The 17,875-nt window shown below is 39.1% G+C and carries 19 protein-coding genes; 10 read left to right on the top strand and 9 right to left on the bottom strand.

Features of this window, described 5'->3' with window-relative positions; genetic code table 11:
• Nucleotides 1-39: 39 nt before the first annotated feature.
• The gene (locus tag FK178_RS03275; protein ID WP_146830957.1) at nt 40-1,716 is read left to right on the top strand and encodes a glycoside hydrolase family 26 protein; all 1,677 of its coding nucleotides are present in this window, start codon (nt 40-42) and stop codon (nt 1,714-1,716) included.
• Between the two features lie 60 nt (nt 1,717-1,776).
• On the opposite strand, the gene lon is transcribed toward FK178_RS03275, so the two are convergent.
• Nucleotides 1,777-4,227: an endopeptidase La gene (gene lon, locus FK178_RS03270; RefSeq protein ID WP_146830955.1), complete on the bottom strand. Its 2,451-nt coding sequence runs from the start codon at nt 4,225-4,227 to the stop codon at nt 1,777-1,779.
• Nucleotides 4,228-4,445: 218 nt separating this feature from the next.
• Here lon and FK178_RS03265 point away from each other — a divergent pair, with 218 nt between their 5' ends.
• Genes FK178_RS03265 through FK178_RS03250 form a run of 4 tightly spaced genes read left to right on the top strand, consistent with a single transcriptional unit; the run spans nt 4,446 to nt 7,397 of the window.
• The gene (locus FK178_RS03265) at nt 4,446-5,003 is read left to right on the top strand and encodes an RNA polymerase sigma factor (protein ID WP_146830953.1); all 558 of its coding nucleotides are present in this window, start codon (nt 4,446-4,448) and stop codon (nt 5,001-5,003) included.
• On the top strand, nt 4,996-5,562 hold the full coding sequence (locus tag FK178_RS03260) for a DUF4179 domain-containing protein (protein ID WP_146830951.1): 567 nt from the start codon (nt 4,996-4,998) through the stop codon (nt 5,560-5,562). The genes FK178_RS03265 and FK178_RS03260 overlap by 8 nt, the downstream gene beginning before the upstream one ends.
• The gene (locus tag FK178_RS03255; protein ID WP_146830949.1) at nt 5,543-6,643 is read left to right on the top strand and encodes a hypothetical protein; all 1,101 of its coding nucleotides are present in this window, start codon (nt 5,543-5,545) and stop codon (nt 6,641-6,643) included. Before FK178_RS03260 ends, FK178_RS03255 begins: the two co-directional genes overlap by 20 nt.
• 22 nt (nt 6,644-6,665) lie before the next feature.
• Complete coding sequence (locus tag FK178_RS03250) at nt 6,666-7,397, top strand: head GIN domain-containing protein (RefSeq protein ID WP_146830947.1); 732 nt, start codon at nt 6,666-6,668, stop codon at nt 7,395-7,397.
• Between the two features lie 79 nt (nt 7,398-7,476).
• Here the strand turns inward: FK178_RS03250 and FK178_RS03245 are convergent, their stop codons facing one another.
• A complete protein-coding gene (locus FK178_RS03245) occupies nt 7,477-8,802 on the bottom strand; it encodes an MFS transporter (RefSeq protein WP_146830945.1) in 1,326 nt (441 codons plus the stop codon).
• 62 nt (nt 8,803-8,864) lie between these two features.
• Nucleotides 8,865-9,686: a M48 family metallopeptidase gene (locus tag FK178_RS03240; protein WP_146830943.1), complete on the bottom strand. Its 822-nt coding sequence runs from the start codon at nt 9,684-9,686 to the stop codon at nt 8,865-8,867.
• Nucleotides 9,687-9,856: 170 nt separating this feature from the next.
• Here FK178_RS03240 and FK178_RS03235 point away from each other — a divergent pair, with 170 nt between their 5' ends.
• The 5 genes from FK178_RS03235 (at nt 9,857) to lpdA (ending at nt 13,784) form a co-directional block, all read left to right on the top strand.
• Nucleotides 9,857-10,732 carry an alpha/beta hydrolase family protein gene (locus FK178_RS03235; protein ID WP_146830941.1) on the top strand — a complete coding sequence of 292 codons (876 nt, stop codon included), beginning with the start codon at nt 9,857-9,859 and terminating at the stop codon, nt 10,730-10,732.
• A gap of 25 nt (nt 10,733-10,757) precedes the next feature.
• Entirely contained in the window at nt 10,758-11,246 is a 489-nt protein-coding gene (gene msrB / locus FK178_RS03230; RefSeq protein ID WP_146830939.1) for a peptide-methionine (R)-S-oxide reductase MsrB, read from the top strand.
• Nucleotides 11,247-11,264: 18 nt separating this feature from the next.
• Entirely contained in the window at nt 11,265-11,657 is a 393-nt protein-coding gene (gene msrB, locus FK178_RS03225) for a peptide-methionine (R)-S-oxide reductase MsrB (RefSeq protein WP_146830937.1), read from the top strand.
• Nucleotides 11,658-11,672: 15 nt separating this feature from the next.
• Nucleotides 11,673-12,230 (top strand): collagen-like protein, encoded by a 558-nt coding sequence (locus FK178_RS03220; protein WP_146830935.1) that lies wholly within the window; start codon nt 11,673-11,675, stop codon nt 12,228-12,230.
• Nucleotides 12,231-12,392: 162 nt separating this feature from the next.
• Nucleotides 12,393-13,784 carry a dihydrolipoyl dehydrogenase gene (lpdA, locus tag FK178_RS03215; RefSeq protein ID WP_146830933.1) on the top strand — a complete coding sequence of 464 codons (1,392 nt, stop codon included), beginning with the start codon at nt 12,393-12,395 and terminating at the stop codon, nt 13,782-13,784.
• A 64-nt stretch (nt 13,785-13,848) separates the two neighbouring features.
• Here lpdA and FK178_RS03210 read toward each other — a convergent pair whose 3' ends face one another.
• The 6 genes from FK178_RS03210 to FK178_RS03185 all read right to left on the bottom strand — a co-directional run bounded on the left by FK178_RS03210 (nt 13,849) and on the right by FK178_RS03185 (nt 17,838).
• Nucleotides 13,849-14,574, bottom strand: coding sequence for a Dph6-related ATP pyrophosphatase (locus tag FK178_RS03210; protein ID WP_146830931.1), 726 nt, complete (start codon nt 14,572-14,574; stop codon nt 13,849-13,851).
• 1 nt (nt 14,575) lies between these two features.
• Nucleotides 14,576-14,995 (bottom strand): type II 3-dehydroquinate dehydratase, encoded by a 420-nt coding sequence (locus tag FK178_RS03205; protein ID WP_146830929.1) that lies wholly within the window; start codon nt 14,993-14,995, stop codon nt 14,576-14,578.
• 110 nt (nt 14,996-15,105) lie between these two features.
• Nucleotides 15,106-15,600, bottom strand: a complete 495-nt coding sequence (locus tag FK178_RS03200) for a hypothetical protein (protein WP_146830927.1) — start codon at nt 15,598-15,600, stop codon at nt 15,106-15,108.
• A gap of 154 nt (nt 15,601-15,754) precedes the next feature.
• Entirely contained in the window at nt 15,755-16,360 is a 606-nt protein-coding gene (locus FK178_RS03195; protein WP_146830925.1) for a porin family protein, read from the bottom strand.
• 128 nt (nt 16,361-16,488) lie between these two features.
• Entirely contained in the window at nt 16,489-17,091 is a 603-nt protein-coding gene (locus FK178_RS03190; protein WP_146830923.1) for a porin family protein, read from the bottom strand.
• Nucleotides 17,092-17,208: 117 nt separating this feature from the next.
• Nucleotides 17,209-17,838 (bottom strand): porin family protein, encoded by a 630-nt coding sequence (locus FK178_RS03185; protein ID WP_146830921.1) that lies wholly within the window; start codon nt 17,836-17,838, stop codon nt 17,209-17,211.
• Between the last annotated feature and the right edge of the window lie 37 nt (nt 17,839-17,875).

The raw sequence follows: 17,875 nt of genomic DNA, 5'->3' as shown, positions 1-17,875 counted from the left end.
TAATTTATTATACTATTTTTATCCAAATTTTTATTGTAGATGATTAAAAAATTATTGTTTGCAGTCATAATTCTTGGTGGAATTTTTGCCGGATATTATGCCTTCAACACTTTCCCCCACCGGATTAAAATAATTTTCATGGAATCTGAAATGACCGATAGGTCCTATGAACCGGTTTTAGGAATATATGACCGGGAGAACAAGCATACCCAACTGCAGGTAAACGAAATAAAGCATTACGCACTAAGCCTGAATGCAGACGATACCTGGGAAATAGAGAAAAATTTGCTCCAGGATCTCCCGGACTCTATCCCCGTGTTGCTAACCGTAGAAATGTGGGACCCAAAGGGATTAACCAAAACCCAACAGGGGTTTAACGATGATAATATCAGGGCTCTTTTCAGCGAAATTATTAAAAGCAGGACCAACTTATTTGTGAGGTATAATCCGGAAATGGAAGTCCCTGTAAATATTTATCCCTGGAATAACCGGCCACATATTTATGTAGGCGCCTACCGGCAATTTGCTAAAGTTATAAAAGAAATTAATCCAAATGTAAAAATGGTATATGCTCCTGCGGGGGTTGCAGGTGCCCTGGAAAATTATCCGGAAGATGATGTGGTAGACGTAGCTAGTATAACACTTAATAGTAATGCTGAAAATCATACCTCCTTCTCCCAGGAACCGACGATAGAAAAACAGCTCGGCCGAAAACTTCATAGAATGCGGTTTCTTAATAAACCCGTTTTAATTCTGGGATCGGCAAAATTAGATTTAGCTGATTTTCAGCATCAATGGATCGTAAACGCATTAAATGTTATAGATGAAAATAAAGCGGTGATCTATTCAGAAGAAAATTTTATACGGCCATCAGGAGATTGGAAAAATGATAGCACACCCCTTATTCTTGGAATATATGATCCTGATAAATTATTGGTAAATGAAAAGGAGGTAGAAGTGGAACATATTTTTCTCAACTTTAAAGATATCGAAAATGATGATCATATTTCAGAGATTGAGAAAGTTTTGGGTAGAGGAAATGATGTTCTTCTCACTGTTGAACCCACCTGGTGGAATGAAGAAAAAGATTCAGATATTTTACAAAGAATTTCTGCTGGGGAGCTTGACACTTTAATTTCCCGGTTTTATAGCAGGCTTCCGGAAACAGATCATACTGTATATATCCGGTTTGCCCACGAAATGGAAATTCCTATTACAAGGTACTCCTGGCAAAGCAAAGACCCAATAGTTTACATAAAGGCATTCAGGCATTTTATGAATTTTAATCATACAAGAAGTCTTAACATAAAGAAAATATGGGGCCCTGCGGGAGACCGTGGATTACTGGAATGGTGGCCCGGCAATGATGTGGTTGATTATATAAGCATAGCGATTTACGGGTTGCCGGATAAAAATATAACTGATCCAAAAAAGCAGGAAACTTTTTCGAAAATCCTGAACAGAAAGATGCGCCGTTTACAGCTATTAAATAAACCTGTTTTTATTACAGAATTTGGGGTTAAAGGCGAGGAGGAATTTCAAACCAAGTGGCTTATAGAAGCGGCCTATGCAATAAAACAAAATCCCCGCATAATAGGAGTAAGTTATTTTAACTACCAGGATTCACCGGAGGTGTGGGGAAACATTGCTCCCCCTAAATGGAATATTTCCCCCGGAACCTACAGGGAATTTATTAGAGCACTGGATTTACCATAAAAAAATCCTGTGTAAAAAACATTTACACAGGATCCTTCATTCAATTTATTTAGTCTTTAACTACAAAGTCTTGGCATTTTTCACCTTTTCTTTGGTTAAAGCAATATCTATTACTTCGCTCATATCTGTTACATAATGAAATTTTAAACCTTTAAGATAGTCGGCCTTAATCTCCATTATGTCCCGCTCATTTTCCGCACAAAGAATGATCTCGTGAATTCGGGCCCTTTTAGCGGCAAGGATCTTTTCCTTAATTCCACCCACGGGTAACACTTTACCTCTCAGGGTTATCTCACCTGTCATAGCAAGACTCTTCTTCACTTTTCTTTGGGTAAACAAAGAAACCAGGGAAGTTAGCATCGTGATCCCTGCACTTGGCCCGTCCTTAGGCGTGGCGCCTTCGGGCACGTGAATATGAACATTATATTTATTAAACACCCCGGGATCAAGCCCCCATTTTTCGGCATTGGATTTTATATATTCCATCGCAATGGTAGCCGATTCCTTCATAACTTTTCCAAGGTTACCTGTTATGTTCAGGTTCCCTTTACCTTCAGAAAGTATTGATTCTATAAATAAGATATCACCTCCTACCTGCGTCCAGGCCAGACCGGTAACTACCCCGGCAACATCATTGCTTTCATATTTATCCCTCTCCATTCTGGGGCTTTTAAGGACTTTTAAGATGTCATCATTGGAGATCTTTACCTGGTACTCCTCATCCATCGCGATATTTTTAGCGGCATAACGCACCATTTTCGCGATCTGTTTCTCAAGACTACGTACACCAGATTCCCTTGTATATCCTTCTACGATCTTTTCCAGCTGCGCTCTCCCAATCTTTAAATGTTCCTTGGTAAGCCCATGCTCTTTTAATTGTTTAGGAAGTAAATGCTGTTTGGCGATCTCTACTTTCTCCTCAATAGTATAACCGGTCACATTTATAATTTCCATCCTATCACGCAACGCGGGTTGGATGGTATTTAAACTGTTGGCGGTGGCAATGAACATGACCTTTGAAAGATCAAAGCCCATTTCAAGAAAATTGTCGTGGAATTCACTGTTCTGTTCAGGATCAAGTACTTCAAGCAAGGCCGAAGATGGATCTCCCTGGTGCCCGCTTGCCAGTTTATCAATTTCATCAAGTACAAAAACCGGATTGCTGGAACCTGCCTTTTTCAAACTTTGAATGATACGGCCGGGCATTGCTCCTATATATGTTTTACGGTGCCCTCTAATCTCTGCCTCATCTCTTAATCCACCCAGGGATACTCTTACATACTCCCTTCCCAGGGCTTCGGCCACAGATTTCCCCAGGGAAGTCTTACCCACTCCCGGAGGCCCGTAAAGGCATAAAATAGGAGATTTCATATCATTACGCAGTTTCAGCACCGCCAGATACTCAATAATCCTCTCTTTTACATCTTCCAGCCCGTAATGATCCCTGTCCAGGATCTTCTGGGCCCGCTTCAAGTCAAATTTATCTTTGGTAAATTCATTCCAGGGCAGTTCAAGAAATAGATCAAGGTAGTTGCGCTGTATGGAATACTCTGCCACCTGCGGATTCATACGCTGCATTTTGGCAAGCTCCTTATTAAAATGCTTTTTAACCGTTTCGTTCCATTTCTTTTTCTTTCCTCTTATTTTCATTTCTTCCACCTCATCCTCATGCGAAACTCCACCCAGTTCTTCCTGAATGGTTTTCATTTGCTGGTGAAGAAAGTATTCCCGTTGTTGCTGGCTCATATCACTTTGAACCCTACTTTGAATATCATTTTTCAATTCCAGCTTCTGGAACTCAACATTCATAAATTTAAGCGTCGCCAGGGCACGGTCCTTCAAATTATTTGTTTCCAGGAGTTTTTGTTTCTCCTGTACCGTAAGGTTCATATTGGAAGAAACAAAGTTGATAAGGAAAGAAGGACTCTCAATGTTTTTAATTGCAAAGGAAGCCTCGGAAGGTATGTTGGGGCTGCCCTTGATAATTTGCAGGGAAAGATCCTTGATAGATTCAATAATAGCGGCAAATTCCGCATTCTTTTCAGCCGGTCTTTTTTCCGGCACCTCTTTAATGGTTGCTGTTAAGTAAGGTTTTTCTGAAATTACCTCCGCGATTTGGAAACGCTTTTTCCCCTGTATGATCACCGTGGTGTTTCCATCGGGCATTTTTAAAACACGAAGGATCCTCGCCACCACTCCGGTGTAGTAGATATCCTTTGTTTTGGGGTTTTCTACGTCTTCATCTTTTTGGGCAACCACACCAATAACTTTGTTTCCATTATTGGCATCATTAATTAATTTTATGGAGGCATCACGCCCGGCTGTAATTGGAATTACCACTCCGGGGAATAAAACCGTATTTCTTAAAGGTAAAATGGGAAGTATCTCGGGGAGTTCCTCTTTATTGATCTCTTCTTCATCTTCAGGGGTCATAAGGGGAATTAATTCTGCATCTTCATCTATTCCCTGAAATGACAAACTGTCAATGTTCATTAATTTGCTTTTAGCCATATCATATTTTAAGTCAAACTGTCACAACAGTTGGTTATTCAAAACTTTATAAAACCTTCAGTAAAAATTGCAATTCCCTAAGGCATTGAGTTAAAGGTTATTTTTCCCTTGTATTGTTTCAATTCCTGTGCCACCAAAACTTTTGAAAATAAATATTACTGAAACTGTAACAATTTGAAATCACATGTATCTTTAAGGTAGAGCTTAAGTAATATTTTTTGACACCAACCATCACTTATACTGAAGAACTGCTGGTACGTTGCCGCAAAGGCGATCAACGCGCTCAGCTGGAAATTTATAACAAATATTATAAAGCAATGTATAATACAGCTCTAAGAATTGTAAATGATACGGCAGAGGCTGAAGATATGATGCAGGAAGCATTTATTAAGGCCTTCACTAAGCTGGATAGTTTTCAGGGGAAATCCACTTTTGGGGCCTGGCTTAAAAAGATCACGGTGAATTTAAGTATCAATTCAATTAACAAAAACTCCAGGTATCAAAATGTGTCTTATGAAGATGCTTTAAAATATGAAGTTGAAGAGCCTGAAGGAATTGATTTAAGGGAAGATGAAGCAAATACAAAGGTTCAAAAGGTACTTAGGGCCCTTAACGGCTTAAAGGAAAGTTATAGGATCATTCTCACCCTGCATTTAATTGAAGGTTATGATTATGATGAAATATGTGAAATAATGGAAATAACTGCTGCCAATTGCAGAACATCAATATCAAGGGCTAAGGAAAGCCTGCGGAAAAAATTAACAGGACATGACTAACAAAGAATTTGACGATCTTTTTGAGGAGGCAGATTTTGATATTGCAGAACCTTCTGTAGGTCATTACGACAGGTTTGTAAAAAAACTTAAAGAGAAAAAGCTTCCACAGGAGCATAAGAGCGGTGGTAACCTGCGAACGCTATGGGGTCCATTCCTTGCCATAGCTGCCGGATTACTGCTCATTATAATGTTGGCCGGAAATTTTAACGGGGTAGGAAACCTAACCCAAAATGGGGACCTGGCAGGGCTTTCCCCCGAAATGAGGGAGACGCATAAGTTTTATACCAACCTTATAAAAACTGAGTTGGCAAAAGTGAAGGAGGCAAATACTCCTGAAAACGAAGTTATTGTGCAGGATGCACTGGCCCAGATGGAAAAACTGGATGAAGATTATGAAAAACTAAGGAAGGACCTGAAGAAAAGCGGGCAGGATAAACGGGTGATCTTTGCTATGATCTCCAACCTTCAGCAAAGGATAGATTTATTGAACAACGTACTTGAATATATAGAAAGCATTAATCAACTTAAAATCCCTAATAATGAAAACAACACTATATAAACTGCTATTTATACTGGCACTTACCCCATCGCTGATGTTTTGCAGTAATGGCCCGAATTTTAATAATAACGGAAAGCATACTAAAGAGAAAAAGATTTCCAAAAAGTTTTCAGTCTCACCAAATACCCTCCTTAAAATTAGCAACAGCTACGGTAATATCGATATTACCACCTGGGACCAAAATACCGTGAGTATTGAAGTTATTATCAAAACCAATGGCAACGATGAACAAAAGGTGAAGGAAAAACTGGATGAGATAAATGTAGAATTTAAACAAACCGGAGCCGGAGTGAGTGCACGTACATTATTTTCAAAGCAAAGCACCTCCTGGTGGAGCGCAATTTTTAGCGGCAGCAGTAATGTGAATATGGAAGTAAATTACATAGTGAGGGCACCGGTTACAAATAATGTAGACCTTAGTAATGATTACGGAAATATTTATCTTGATAAACTTACCGGAAATTCTAAAATAAGCTGTGATTACGGGAGGTTAGATATTGGAGAATTGCGCGGTAACAGCAACCAAATTAACTTTGATTATTCCCGCAACAGCAGTTTTGGATATATTAACAGAGCAGCTATTAATGCCGATTATTCTGAATTTACGGTAGAAGACGCACATTCCCTTGATATAAATGCAGATTATACCACCTCAAAAATAAAAAGAGTAGAACTGCTTCAGTTTAGTGGTGATTACGGTAGTTTGACGGTAGACAAAGTGAAACGAATCGATATCTCTGGAGATTACCTTACCACCAAAATAGGAGAATTGTATCAAAGTGCAAACCTAACCCTGGATTACGGCAGCGCATCTATAGAAAAAATCCTAAAGGGCGCAGGAGATGTTAAGATAAATACAGATTATACAGGAGTTAAAATTGGTTATGATGCCAGCCACCCATTCAAATTTGCTCTTACAAGTTCATACGGGAGTGTAAAAGGCCTGGACGGATTTGAAATAAATAAACAAAGTCAGAGTTCTAACAATAAAAGTTATTCCGGGCATCATTTAAATACATCGGGAAATGGTAATATTGTGATCAATTCCAGTTATGGAGGAATAACATTTCAAAAAAAATAAACCCTAAACACTTTAATAAAACATGAAAAAATTAATTCTATTAGCCGGTATTTTTATCCTTACAGTTACTTCTGCAAATGCCCAGTGGTGGAGCAATGAGAAGGTAGTTGGCAACAAGGAAGTGTTAAAACAAACAAGAAGCCTAAATGATTATGACCGTATTGCGGTAACAGGAATGATGGAAGTGCAGTTGGTTGCAGGAAAAGAAGGTAAAATTGACCTGGAGGCAGAAAGCAATTTAATGGAGTTTATTGAAACCGAAGTAAGTGGTGGGCTGTTAAAAATAGGAATTAAGAAAGGGGTTAATTTACAACCTTCAAAAAACTATCCTATTAAACTTGTTGTAACATTTGAAGACCTGGCCGCACTAAGCTTAACGGGTTCAGGACATATTCGTAATTCAGATCCTATAACCGCCCGTGATTTTAATGTAAGCGTAACAGGCTCTGGAAACATGAACCTTGATATCAAAACACAAACCCTGGATGGAACTCTTACAGGATCTGGTGACGTAAAATTAAAAGGCAGCACCCGGGAGCTAAAATGTAAAGTTACAGGCTCAGGTGATTTTCTCGCCTTCGATTTCAAAGCCGAAAATGTTACTGCATCTGTTACAGGTTCGGGAGACATAGAAATTTCAGTAAGTAATGAGTTAAATGCAAATATATCAGGCTCCGGAGACATTACATATATGGGAGATCCTGCGAAACAAAGTTTTAAAACTTCAGGTTCAGGAAAAGTTTCCAAAAAATAAATTTTAAGTTATCCGGTTTGTTAAACCACGAATACTCATTGAGCAGTGTTCGTGGTTTTTCTTTTCTGTTAAAAAGCCTTTAAACAATTACCTCTTCTTTTGGTACCCTTAGAAGCAGGAAAACCCCTGCAATAAAGAAAATCACGAGGAAAATTATTGCATTTCTAACACTCCCCGTAAGCTGTGCCACTACCCCGTATAGGACCATCCCTATTACAATTCCTATTTTTTCAGACACATCATAAAAACTGAAATAACTTGCTGTATCCAGGGTATTGGAAGGGATCATTTTTGAATAAGTAGATCTTGAAAGGGCCTGGATCCCTCCCATAATTAAACCTACACTCCCCGCAGCTACATAAAATTGTTGGGGCGTAGTAATAAAATAGGCATAGATACAAATAGCAATCCAGAATAGATTCAGGTAAATAAGCACTTTTATATTTCCAATTTTCAATGCCAGTCGTGAGGTTAAAGTGGCACCGGCAATTGCCACAAGTTGTATAAGAAGAATGCTTATAATTAATCCAGTGGTAGAATTCTGCTCACCCCAATCCAGCTCCTCAATTCCAAAATAGGTAGCAATGATCATGATGGTTTGTACGGCCATACTATAAGTAAAAAAAGCCACGAGGTAGCGTTTTAACCTAAGTTGATGCTGCATAGCATTCCAAATCATTTTCAACTCCCTAAAGCCGTTGAACAGGATATCTTTAGTAAGGCCTGTCCCCTTATTTCCTTTTGGAAGATAATAATAAGTATACTGGCTAAAGGCTATCCACCATACTCCCGTAAGAACAAAGGACATACGTGTTGGCATGCCTTCATTTTCAAATCCGAATGATTCATAATTAAGGATCATACCGAGGCAAATAACAAGTAATATTACGCTGCCTATATACCCCATGGAAAAACCTTTGGCGCTTATCTTATCCTGTTGATGCGGGAAAGCGATGTCTGGCAAATAAGAATTATAAAATACGAGGCTGGCCCAAAACCCTATCAAAGCCAGAAAATAGCAAAGCAACCCAAACCAAAGAAATTCGAGACTGAACCAATATAATCCAATGGTTGAGAAAGCCCCGAGGTAACAAAAGAATTTTAAAAAGGATTTTTTATTACCTATATAATCTGAGATCCCTGATAGAAACGGGCTTATTACAGATACCACCAAAAAGGCGAGGGCGGTAACATAACTTATAAGGGAATCGTTATTAAAACTGAAGCCCAGGAATTCAACGGTATCATCCAGGATCTTTCCATCCTTATCTTTAATTATTGTAATGGCGCCATAAAAAATAGGAAAGATCGCCGAAGCGATCACAAGACTGTAAACAGAATTAGCCCAATCATAAAATGCCCAGGCATTCAACAATTTCTTACTTCCTTTGGGGAGATCTTTCATGGTTTAAAAATAGAAAAAGCTGCCCGTATTGGACAGCTTTCTCTAAATATATTTTATGCTTATTATTTAAAGCTGGTTACCCCATATTTTCTTGCTTCAGCTTTAGCTTCCGGGGCCCACTTATTTATGTTATTAATTCTTGTTTGAGTAGCAGGGTGAGTACTTAAGAATTCCGGTGGTGCTCCCCCACTGCTTTGGGCAGCCATTCTTTTCCATAAATTGGCAGCCTCCGCGGGTTCGTATCCTGCAATGGCCATTAAAGTAAGACCAATCCTGTCTGCTTCAGTCTCATGGCTACGGCTAAATGGTAGCATTACTCCCAGTTGACTACCAAGACCATAGGCTTGGGCAAAAATTTGCTGGGTTTGCTGGCTTCTTCCACTTACAGCAACACTTCCCGCAACTGCACCAAGCTGTTGTAACTGTGCCGCACTCATACGTTGAGCTCCGTGATCTGCAAGGGCGTGAGCTACCTCATGCGCCATAATTGCCGCGATCCCGGTTTCATTTGCGGCTACAGGTAAAATTCCCGTATAAAAAACTATCTTACCACCAGGCATAGCCCAGGCGTTTACCGCTTCATCCTGAACAACGTTGAATTCCCATTGAAAATCATTTAAATATCCCTGGTATCCATTTGCATTTAAGTATCGCTCGGCTGCTGTTACTACCTTTTGACCTACATTTTTAACGGTATTAACTTCTGCTGTACCGGTAATCACTTTGTTTTCGGCAAGGAATTGATCATATTGCTGAAAGGCCATAGGGAACAATTGTTCATTGGAAACAAAGTTAAGGTTCTTCTCCCCTGTAAAAGGATTAGTCTTACAGCCTGCTAATGAGAGAACTGTAATTGCAACTATAAAAAAATTTCTAAAACTCATAATTTTTGGTTTTTATTTGATAAATGTACAAAAGAGTCTCCTCTGAAGTTTTAGGTTTATGTTCGCTTTAACATAATGAATGTTTTCAAAAATAATACCATTATGAAATTTCGCATTATTGGTTTAAAGCATAAGCCGGGCTAAATTTATATCTTGCAGGTTTTAATTATATGGCTAAAGCTCACAAAAAGGGAACCCCTGTGCAGGTTCTTCTCACTCCTAATTATATACTTACCACGGGAAAAATATTAACTTTTCTCTCTCCTTACCTCGCTACAAGATTTGCAGCCTGGCTTTTTCTAAAACCTTTCAGGTATAGTTTGCCTAAACGTGAAAAAGAAATGGATACGCTTTTTTTAGAGGAAACTGCTACTGTGACTTCAATTAACAGAAAGATTGTGATCTATAAAAATACCTCGGCCAATTCAGGCAAAAAGATCCTGCTGGCTCATGGTTGGAGTGGCCGTGGTACACAAATGCCGGATATCGCTCTTACTTTAATTAAAGAGGGTTATGAGGTTTTTAGTTTTGACGCGCCCGCACACGGGAAGGCGCCCGGCAAAATGAGTATGATGCCTTACTTTATAGACAGCATTCATTTTATAGATAAAATTTACGGTCCGTTTTATGGCGCAGTGGGCCATTCCCTTGGAGGCATGTCCCTTCTAAAAGCGATCAAAAACAAATCCTCTTTCCAAAAACTTGTAATAATTGGAACAGCCAACAGCGTCACGCATATTACCCGGGAATTTGCGCAAAATATGCAGCTCAACCTTAAAGTTGCAAAAAAAATGAAATCTTATTTCGACAAAAAATTTGGCGAAGATATGGATAATCTCTCCGGAGCGTTTTCGGCTTTAAAGGTAAAGATCCCAACTCTGGTGATCCATGATGAAGATGATGTAGATGTGCATGTGAGTTCTGCCTATGAGATCAAAAATAATTTGAAAAATGGAGAACTCTTTATAACCAAAGGTCTGGGACACCGGAAGGTTTTAGGGAATATTGAGGTAATTAACAAAATCACAACGTTTTTCGAGGCTTAAACTTTGTACTTTTAAAGAAAAAAGTATGAAAAATGTATTGCTGGCTTTTTTTGCCATGATTTTGATAGGATGTAATTCCAATGCCCAGAAAAAACAATCCTCACAAACCCCTCAATATAAAGTCTCTAAAACAGAAGCTGAATGGAAAAGCGAATTGACTCCCGCCCAATTTACAGTTTTAAGAAAAGCAGGAACAGAAAGGCCCTTTTCCAGTGACCTGAATAAAATCAAAGAACCCGGAACATTTGTATGTGCTGCCTGTGGCAATGAACTTTATCTTACCAAACATAAATTTGAAAGCGGTACTGGCTGGCCAAGTTTTGACCGTCCCCTTGAAGGGGCCGTTGCTTATGGAGCCGATTCAAAATTGGGGTTCGAAAGAGATGAAGTCCACTGTGCCGATTGCGGGGGGCATCTTGGACATCTTTTTGATGATGGGCCCCGGGAAACCACCGGAAAACGGCATTGTATAAACGGAGTCGCTATGAAATTCATACCGGACGGGAAAAAATAATTGTATAAAGACATTAGCATGAAAAAATACAAGGTTGAAAAATCTGAAGAAGAATGGAAGAAGATCCTTTCAGAAGACCGTTACAAGGTGTTAAGAAAGAAAGGCACCGAAGCGCCCCATACCGGCAAGTATAATCTACATTTTGAAAATGGGGAATATCATTGTGCTGCCTGTAATGCCAAACTTTTTGAAAGTGATTCAAAATTTGAAAGTGGCTGCGGCTGGCCAAGTTTTGATAACGCCATAGAAGGAAGTGTAGAATATGTACAGGATAAAACCTTTGGTATGATAAGAACAGAGATCCTATGTGCCGAATGCGGCAGCCATTTAGGCCACGTCTTTGACGATGGCCCTACCCAAACCGGCCAGCGTTATTGCGTGAATTCGGCCAGTATTGAATTTAAAAAATAACCTAAATTTTCAAACATGAAAAAATTATTCACTTTATTATTTTGTTCAGCATTTGTTTTATCCTCCTGCAGTAGTGATGGCCCCGCCGGCCCGCAGGGACCCCCTGGCCCTGAGGGCCCCCAGGGAGAGAATGGTCTTATCGCAACTGTAATTGATCTGGAAGGTAGTTTTACAGCGGCCAACAATTATGAGCTGTTTCTGGATTTTAATGATGCGAATGTTGAAGTCTTTGAAACAGATGTTGTGCTGGTATACCTTAAGGTAGGAGAAGATGGAACTGCCGGTGGAGCACCGGTGGAAGTTTTCAGAATGCTTCCGCAAACCTATTTTCTTGATGGAGGCGCTTTACAATATAATTTTGATTACACCTTTTTTGACGTTTTGATCTTTTTAGACGGGACCATAGATTTTGCCACCCTGGATCCATCCTATACCCAAAACCAGGTTTTAAGAATTGCAATAATTCCTGGTGAATTTGCAACTTCGGGAGTAGATCTTTCAAATATGAATGCAGTTATGAAAGGCCTGAACCTTGAACCTAATGATGTTATAAAGGCCAGCTTAGATAATTAAAATAAAAAATTGAGTTGAATTGAACGGGCTTATCCTAGGGAGGATTAAGCCCGTTTAATTTTTATGGCCATTTACATAAGCGTAAAGGTTTATAAGACTTTTAGATTAGCCCATAATTCCTTAAATTCGCAACTTCTTAAACTGTTACAAAAATTTCCAAATATGAGTAAATACGATATCATTGTTTTAGGAAGTGGACCCGGAGGATATGTAACCGCCATTCGCGCTTCACAATTAGGGTTTAAAACCGCTATAGTTGAAAAAGAAAGCCTGGGTGGGGTTTGTCTAAATTGGGGTTGTATTCCAACCAAAGCTCTTTTAAAAAGTGCACAGGTCTTTGATTATTTAAAACATGCCGAAGATTACGGATTAACACTTCAAAACCCTGATAAGGATTTTAGCGCCGTGGTAAAACGCAGCAGGAACGTGGCGGAAGGAATGAGCAAAGGAGTTCAGTTCCTTATGAAAAAAAACAAAATTGACGTAATTGAAGGTTTTGGAAAATTAAAGGCAGGTAAAAAAGTTGCTGTAACAGATAAGAATGAAAAGACTGCCGAATACCAGGCAGACCATATTATAGTAGCCACAGGTGCAAGATCCAGAGAACTTCCAAGCCTTAAGCAGGATGGAAAAAAGATCATTGGATACCGTGAGGCAATGACCCTTAAGGAGCAACCAAAATCTATGATAGTGGTAGGCTCCGGGGCAATTGGAGTTGAATTTGCACATTTTTACAATGCCATGGGAACAGAGGTTACCATCGTGGAGTTTTTGCCAAATGTTGTGCCATTGGAAGATGAGGAGATCTCCAAACAATTTGAGAGAAGCATCAAAAAGGCGGGAATTACGGTAATGACCAATTCTTCAGTAGAAAGCGTTGATACTTCAGGAAAAGGTGTAAAGGCAAAAGTGAAAACTGCCAAAGGAGAAATTTCTCTTGAAGCAGACATAGTACTTTCCGCTGTGGGAATTAAAACTAATACTGAAAATATTGGGCTTGAAGATCTTGGAATAAAGACAGATAAGGACAAGATCGTGGTTAATGAGTGGTACCAGACCAATGTAGCGGGTATTTATGCAATTGGTGATGTAGTTGCAGGACCAGCACTGGCACACGTGGCATCTGCGGAAGGTATTACCTGTGTTGAAAAGATCAAGGGAATGCACGTAGATCCAATTGATTACGGTAATATTCCGGGTTGTACTTATGCTACTCCCGAAATAGCATCTGTAGGAATGACTGAAAAACAGGCAAAAGAAGCCGGTTACGAATTAAAGATTGGAAAATTCCCATTCTCAGCTTCAGGAAAAGCTAAAGCCGCCGGAACTCCAGATGGTTTTGTGAAAGTGATCTTTGATGCCAAATACGGGGAATGGTTAGGGTGCCATATGATTGGCGCAGGAGTTACAGATATGATTGCGGAAGCTGTGTTAGGACGTAAACTTGAAACTACCGGACACGAAGTGTTAAAAGCTATTCATCCCCATCCTACAATGAGTGAGGCTGTAATGGAAGCGGTAGCTGCGGCTTATGATGAAGTAATACATTTGTAGACGTTAGACGAAAATATAAATCTAATTGCCCTGTAATATTTTTGCAGGGCAATTTTCGTTAAACCTATTTGGGGATCAGGTCGCAGTACCAAAATTCTGTATCCCAGGAAGTCTCCTTATTTGTAAAACAGTTATCCTCCTTTTTCTCTTTTTGAACAAAGGATCTTTTAATTATTTCCCCTTTTTCAAATTCCACCGGAAATTTAAAATTAGGACCGTCAAATACGAAACTGTGAAATTCCCCATTTTCTCCACAGGGATCAATATGTGAAGGTAGATCTTTAAGAAATTGCTGGTCTATGATCTTACCGCAGAAAGACTCATCAAGCAATTTGGCATTGACACACACAGTAATAGCCTTGAAACCTGCTGAAATGAATTCCCGCATTAATTGGGCGGTATCCATCCTCCACAAGGGGAAAACCGCTTTTATACCCACTTTATGCAATTGTTCTTCGCGGTAAGACCGGAGATCTTCCAGGAAAATATCCCCAAAAATGCTATGCGTAAAACCTTCGGCTTTAAGAAGATCTATACTCTTTTGCATAACAGCGTTGTACTCATTCATAGATACATTTCCATCAAGGGAAATAATATGAAGGGGAAGCTGAAGACTTTCTGCCTGTTTTTGCAAAAGTGCAAGCCGTACACCGTGCATGGAAATTCTGTTTACTTCAGCATTGATAGTGGTGACCAATTTGCCCACTTTGATCTTTTTTTCCTGCTGAAGTAAGTATAAAGCATAGGCCGCATCTTTTCCACTACTCCAGTTAAGATAGGCTTTTGACATTTTATTTGTTTATAAAACTTTGGATAGCCAGGTCATAAACCGGAAGGCCAAAACCTATTATAATCCCTTTTGCATTTGCTGAAATATAAGAGGTATGACGGAAACTTTCCCGGGAGAAAGTATTTGATATATGCACCTCCACTACCGGAATAGAAATAGCTTTTACAGCATCTCCAATTCCAATAGATGTATGTGTATAAGCAGCTGCATTGAGGATCACCCCGTCAAATTCCTTATCGGCTTGCTGAAGGCGATCTATAAGCTCCCCCTCAATATTGCTTTGGTAATAGGACAATTCGGTTTCACGAAACTTAAACTGAAGTTTTGAAAAATAATCTTCAAAACTTTCCTTCCCATAAGTGTCCGGCTCGCGTGTTCCCAGTAGGTTCAGGTTGGGGCCATTGATAATAAGTAATTTCATGGTCTAAAGATATTTAAATTTTAGCCACTAAAAAAGCAGAGATATATGAGTTATAGAAATGAAAAACGGGGGCCAGTTGGCCCTCCGTTTTTTAAATAAGTTCTTTAAAGTTAAAATCCAAACTCCACGCCCAGGTTAACTGAGGAAACGTCTCCTCCATCTACACTTATCCCGGAAAATGATGCGATTAAGGCAACCGGTCCAAATGCATATCCAAGTTTGGGTCGGTAATAGAATCCGCCGTCATTGCCATCGTCCAGGCCTACAGCGTATCCCAGGTCTGCACCTACGAATAAGGAATTTTCAAATCCGAAACGGGCCGATGCGGCGATGGGAAGAAATGAAATATCATCTACGTTAATATTTCCAAGAGGAGTTGAAACATCATCTCCAAAATATCGGGAATACCCTGCCAATGCTCCTACGCTAAATAGGTTGGAAACAGGATAGAGATAGGCCACATCTGCTCCTAACTGAAAAGTGGTGAATTCTTCAATGTCCCCCACGGGGATACCTGCATTTACTCCAATCCTAAAATTGCTTTGAGAAAAAGCAGAAGAAATGAAAAATAATGCAATTAATACAATAAAGAAAGATTTTTTCATATTTCAATTATTTAATTGGTTGTGTATCATAAATTTACAACTTTTATGAACAGTTTAAATTATAAGGGCATTAAAAAAGACGTAAGGGAATCTCACGTCGTTTTGATATTTTGAGGTTTTCATTGACATAATGAAAACATCGCCTATTTTATCTTTAAAATTTCCAACCTACCGAAAGCTGTATCACGCTGTTTCTGGCATCAGAATCTGTATAAACATCAGAGAAGCCCATAACATACCTGGCCTGTACAAGAAATCCCTGTGGTAATCCATAGCCAACCCCAAAGGCTGCCCCAAGGTCAAAAGACTCGGTGTCATCTTTGATATCCTCAGTTTCTGTTTCACCTCCAAATTCAGCCTCGATTTCAGATTTTGATAAAAAGGAGAACTGTGGTCCCGCTTCAAGGCTGAAGCCTGGTGCAACAAAATACTTCAACATTACCGGTACGGCAATGTAGTCCAGTTTAATATCTACGTCCACATTTCCTCCAAATTCCTCAAACATTGCGACATCAGACTTTGCTCCCTGGGAAGAATAGAGCACCTCCGGTTGAATTCCGAATTTATCGGAGATCATTATTTCAGCTAATACTCCCAAATGAAAACCTGTTTTCATTTTCGCATCCAGCTCATCTGCATCATCCCCTGTAAGTGTAGCAAAATTCACACCTCCCTTGACCCCAAAATTAAAATACTCCTGAGCCTGGGCTCCCCCTAAAGACATAAGAGAAATAATTACAATAAGTAAATGATTTTTCATAATCTAATTATTTAATTGGTTATATAACATAAAGCTAGTAATTTTTAAGATACGTTCAATTATTTTCAAAAAATTAGGTGTAAGACTTACCTCACACCTATTTTAAATCTACATTTAATGAAAAATCTTCAAAACATATACCCTATTGAAAACTGAATCACCCTGTTTCTGGCATTTTCTTCATTACCGGCTTGTGGTAGCTTATCCTTTTCATATATAGTACCTAATCCCCAATTGTATCTTCCCTGAACAAATAATCCCTGATAAAATTTATAACCAAGTCCAAAAGTCATCCCGTAATCAAAATCTGAATAGAGATATTTGTCATCCTGTTTTGAATCCGGTCCTCTCGTGATCGCCGAAATCAATAACCCCATTTGTGGCCCCGCCTGAATATTCAAACCTTCTATGATCCTGTATTTTAAAAGGAAAGGAGACTGTAAATAACCCAATTCTGTAGCGAATTCCCTGGAAGATTCATTTTCTGTAGAATTCTCTACATCTTTAAATCCCTGAGATGAATATAAAACTTCCGTAGAAAAGTATAAGCGTTTCCCAAAGGTTATCTCTGCCAAAAACCCTGCGTGAAAACCGGTACGATTTTGAGAATTAAATTCCTGCACCTCAATATTTGCCAGGTTTACCCCTGCCTTAGCTCCAAAAGTAAATTGTGCAAAGGACTCTTGTAAAAAGAAAAACGATAGCAGTGAAAATAATATTTTCTTCTTCATTAAGGGGAGATTTATAAATATCTAAAAATAGAAAAAGTAGTAGGCTTAAAAAATCCTGAAAACAAAAAAAGGTGCAGGAAAATTCCTGCACCTTTCAAATAACTTAATTAAGATTTATTAAAACATAAATCCTACACCGGCCTGGATTACAGAGTGTTTAGCATCTGCACCAGAGAAGATGTTGTTCGCGAAACTGTCATCATAAATATCACTTAGACCAATATTATAACGTCCGCTTAGAAAAAATCCACCTCTAAACTTATAGGAAGCACCTAAAGCAACACTAAAATCTACAGTATTGAACTGGTCCTCATTTAATGAAATATCTCCTTCATTAACGGTGGAAGGTTTGTAATCTACTTCACTTTTTACCAAAAATCCAACCTGCGGCCCTGCTTCAAGAGCAAACCCATCAAAAACATACACCTTTGCAATTACCGGTACATTTATATAATCCAATTGATATTCTATATCATCGGCATTGTTCCTGTTGGAAATATCATATCCCTGTCCTGAATATAAAACCTCCGGCTGAATTGAGAAACGCTCCGATAATGGAATTTCTGCCAACATACCCAGGTGGAAGGAAGTTCTTCCTGAAGGGTCATTCCAGGCATTCACCCCGTCTCCCGCAAAGGTTGCAAAGTTAGCCCCACCTTTCGCTCCAAACATAACAGATTCCTGAGCGTTCATAGTAGCTGTAAATCCAAATAATCCAATCGCTATTGCTAAAAATGACTTTTTCATATTTTCTAGTTTTAAAGTTCGTGGACAAAATTAGACT

It is taken from the genome of Antarcticibacterium arcticum, assembly GCF_007993795.1.
Lineage (GTDB): Bacteria > Bacteroidota > Bacteroidia > Flavobacteriales > Flavobacteriaceae > Gillisia > Gillisia arctica.
The sequence above is the reverse complement of the archived record's forward strand: the minus strand, read 5'-3'. Positions and strand labels throughout refer to the sequence as shown.

Excerpts from the sequence above, each read along its gene's own strand:
- FK178_RS03240 (WP_146830943.1), bottom strand. The coding sequence starts at position 9,686 with ATGAGTTTTAGAAATTTTTTTATAGTTGCAATTACAGTTCTCTCATTA.
- FK178_RS03205 (WP_146830929.1), bottom strand. The coding sequence starts at position 14,995 with ATGAAATTACTTATTATCAATGGCCCCAACCTGAACCTACTGGGAACA.
- FK178_RS03245 (WP_146830945.1), bottom strand. The coding sequence starts at position 8,802 with ATGAAAGATCTCCCCAAAGGAAGTAAGAAATTGTTGAATGCCTGGGCA.
- FK178_RS03200 (WP_146830927.1), bottom strand. The coding sequence starts at position 15,600 with ATGAAAAAATCTTTCTTTATTGTATTAATTGCATTATTTTTCATTTCT.
- FK178_RS03195 (WP_146830925.1), bottom strand. The coding sequence starts at position 16,360 with ATGAAAAATCATTTACTTATTGTAATTATTTCTCTTATGTCTTTAGGG.
- FK178_RS03250 (WP_146830947.1), top strand. The coding sequence starts at position 6,666 with ATGAAAAAATTAATTCTATTAGCCGGTATTTTTATCCTTACAGTTACT.
- FK178_RS03235 (WP_146830941.1), top strand. The coding sequence starts at position 9,857 with ATGGCTAAAGCTCACAAAAAGGGAACCCCTGTGCAGGTTCTTCTCACT.
- lon (WP_146830955.1), bottom strand. The coding sequence starts at position 4,227 with ATGGCTAAAAGCAAATTAATGAACATTGACAGTTTGTCATTTCAGGGA.
- FK178_RS03255 (WP_146830949.1), top strand. The coding sequence starts at position 5,543 with ATGAAAACAACACTATATAAACTGCTATTTATACTGGCACTTACCCCA.
- msrB (WP_146830937.1), top strand. The coding sequence starts at position 11,265 with ATGAAAAAATACAAGGTTGAAAAATCTGAAGAAGAATGGAAGAAGATC.
- FK178_RS03185 (WP_146830921.1), bottom strand. The coding sequence starts at position 17,838 with ATGAAAAAGTCATTTTTAGCAATAGCGATTGGATTATTTGGATTTACA.
- FK178_RS03275 (WP_146830957.1), top strand. The coding sequence starts at position 40 with ATGATTAAAAAATTATTGTTTGCAGTCATAATTCTTGGTGGAATTTTT.
- FK178_RS03260 (WP_146830951.1), top strand. The coding sequence starts at position 4,996 with ATGACTAACAAAGAATTTGACGATCTTTTTGAGGAGGCAGATTTTGAT.
- FK178_RS03210 (WP_146830931.1), bottom strand. The coding sequence starts at position 14,574 with ATGTCAAAAGCCTATCTTAACTGGAGTAGTGGAAAAGATGCGGCCTAT.
- msrB (WP_146830939.1), top strand. The coding sequence starts at position 10,758 with ATGAAAAATGTATTGCTGGCTTTTTTTGCCATGATTTTGATAGGATGT.
- lpdA (WP_146830933.1), top strand. The coding sequence starts at position 12,393 with ATGAGTAAATACGATATCATTGTTTTAGGAAGTGGACCCGGAGGATAT.
- FK178_RS03220 (WP_146830935.1), top strand. The coding sequence starts at position 11,673 with ATGAAAAAATTATTCACTTTATTATTTTGTTCAGCATTTGTTTTATCC.
- FK178_RS03190 (WP_146830923.1), bottom strand. The coding sequence starts at position 17,091 with ATGAAGAAGAAAATATTATTTTCACTGCTATCGTTTTTCTTTTTACAA.